3 protein-coding genes are annotated in these 2,504 nt (G+C 40.1%); all 3 read right to left on the reverse strand.

Annotated features, from left to right (window positions below; genetic code table 11):
- Positions 1-390 (reverse strand): DUF669 domain-containing protein (locus tag AB3112_RS10715; protein WP_367334479.1); only part of this gene is annotated, 390 nt, incomplete at its 3' end.
- A 2-nt stretch (positions 391-392) separates the two neighbouring features.
- Complete coding sequence (locus AB3112_RS10720; protein WP_057911344.1) at positions 393-1,148, reverse strand: AAA family ATPase; 756 nt, start codon at positions 1,146-1,148, stop codon at positions 393-395.
- Complete coding sequence (locus AB3112_RS10725) at positions 1,145-2,464, reverse strand: DEAD/DEAH box helicase family protein (RefSeq protein WP_367334480.1); 1,320 nt, start codon at positions 2,462-2,464, stop codon at positions 1,145-1,147. Before AB3112_RS10725 ends, AB3112_RS10720 begins: the two co-directional genes overlap by 4 nt.
- Positions 2,465-2,504 lie beyond the last annotated feature (40 nt).

Consider the following 2,504-nt stretch of genomic DNA (forward strand, 5'->3'; position numbering starts at 1 on the left):
ATGAACCGGTGTCCCTTTAGAACCCAGGAAGGCGGCGGAAAGGGTGTCCATATCGTCCCAGTCATCATCATTTAGAGTAATTCCTAATGCGTTAGCAAGTTTGGCAACTAGTTTGATTCTAGTGGCAATGACGCTTTCTGGAATATCCTTACCGTTGGCTGACTTGGTATCGAAATTGAATCCATTGAAATCTTTTCGACCGGCTTGTTCACCATCAATGACGGTGACTGCAATACTTAATCCATCCCAACCGTTATCAGAATGGCGGTGTTCCATCCCATCAAATGAAACTAAGTAGTCACCAGATGGTAGTGAATTAAAAGTGTTTGGGTTATCCTTTTTGGCGTTAAAATCTTTTAGTGCATTGTTAGCCATATCTCGTAAACTCATAATTAATGATCTCCTTTTTCTTCGTCAATTTTTTCAACAATCTTGTTTTGTTCATCCTTGGTTGTTTTTATCGGTTTATCAAATACTCCAGAAATGTTATCCAAGATATTTAAGATCTTAGGATCTTCAATTTGGTCGCGTTGATAATGCTTACGACGGTCAGTTACTCGACGAATGTATCGTTTACCAATTCGTTGGGTTTGAATAACTAAGTCGCAGTTACCATTAACCACGTTGTAATATTTTTCTTTGAGCGCCGGTATTTCGTGTTCTGTGATTCCTTCACCGGTAGTAACTGCTCGACTAATGTAAACCACATTCATATTCAACTGTTTTAATTCCGTTACCAGCCCAATCAACGCTGCATTAAACATGGCGTAACCTTTTCCATATGGAATATCCGACAAAGCTTTCACATCGTTTTCCATGCAGATCGCTTGCTCCAACATGAATACCACATCTTCAATGACATCAATCACAATGGTTTCATAGGTGTTGTTTTCTGTTTGCAACGCTAAGAGATACTCATCTAACTGGTCAATAATCGATTGAGTTAGCTTTCCTTCCGCATTCCGCTGGTTTCTCAACTGAATTGCTGGTCGAATTCCGGATTCGGAATTGTCATCCGTGTTAAAAATCAATGAATTTGGGAATCGTTCAGCTAAATAACTTTTGCCACTCATGGTTTTTCCAAAAATAAAGAAATTTCGTGGCGTACTTTTAGGTTTGTGTACTTTGTTTTCTGGTAAAATACTCACTTTCTAATCAGTCCTTTCGCTTTAGCTTGGTAGAATACCCAACCACGCTTGTATTTATGAAGTTTGGCATAAGCTTGTAATTCCGCCATGCTGGTTAACTCTGCTGGTTTCTTGTCAGCCACGTTCATAGCAACATTAGATTCCATCATTTGTTTGGCCATTTGTTTAACTTTGGTGTCTACCCGTTCCAATTTGGCATCTTCCACAACTTCAATTTCTTCATCTTTGGTAAGTTGTGCTCCACAGAACGGGCAAGTATCACCCTTACGGTAAAACGTGGCAAAACAGTGTTCACAGACTGTTACACTTGAAACAACTGCGGTCGTTGAATTGGTTTTCTGCTTCTTACTACCTTGAAGTGTCCAGGTTCGATGATCAGTTGGTAATCCAAATCGTTCGACATTGCCAACATGATCGATAATGATCGCGGTTTTACCCTTGCGTGGATTCATCGACCGCATGGCAAACTGTAAATACAACGACAGTGACTGCGTTGGCCGTAACATAATCACACAATCAACATTGGGTAAATCTAGCCCTTCCGTAAATAATTCAGCGTTAGTGATAATCTGAATTTTGCCCTCTCGATAATCCTGAATGATTCGATCTCGCTCATCCTTTGGTGTTTTTCCTGATACCGCCTGGCAACTTATTCCGGCATTATTAAATGCTTCTGCTAATCGCTTGGTGCTTGCCACGTTGTAGGTATAGGCAATTGCTTGCTTACCGTTTGCCAATTTCTGGTAATTTTTAACGGCGTTACCATAAATTTTGGGTTTAATTGCTTTAGCAATACTTTCTTCACTAAATTCACCAGTTCGCTTAGTTTTTAACAATGCGGTGTCAATTTGTTTTGGAGCATAATATTCCATCGGTGCTAAATTGTGATGTTCAATTAACCAGTCAATCGGTTTACCAATAATTAAATCATCAGCAATCTTATCAAAGCTTTCGCCATTCATTCGATAAGGGGTGGCCGTAAATAACAGCTTGTACGCCTTCGGGAATGCAGACAAGATTCGTCGATAAGACTTAGCTAAAGCGTGGTGTCCCTCATCAACAAAGATCACATCTGGAGTGGCTAATTTATCGACATGCCGAGTAAAAGTTTGCACCATGCCAATTTGAGACAATTTCATATTGACTTGTTGGCCTTTAAAGGTGGTGATCACCTGATCAACGATCTCTTTACGGTGCACAATGAATAAAATCCGATTGCCATTAGCGGTTGTCCGCCTAGCAATTTCAGCCATGATTACTGTTTTACCGGTTCGGGGTGGGGACTGTACCATAATTGACCGATGACCTTTTTTCATAGAATTAACAATTTTCGTTAATTCTTCAGCCTGATAATCC

The sequence above is a fragment of the Lentilactobacillus sp. genome, from assembly GCF_040773105.1.
Lineage (GTDB): Bacteria > Bacillota > Bacilli > Lactobacillales > Lactobacillaceae > Lentilactobacillus > Lentilactobacillus parabuchneri.

Bases quoted from the DNA above. Each gene is read 5' to 3' on its own strand.
- AB3112_RS10725 (WP_367334480.1), bottom strand. From the start codon at position 2,464: ATGAAAAAAGGTCATCGGTCAATTATGGTACAGTCCCCACCCCGAACC.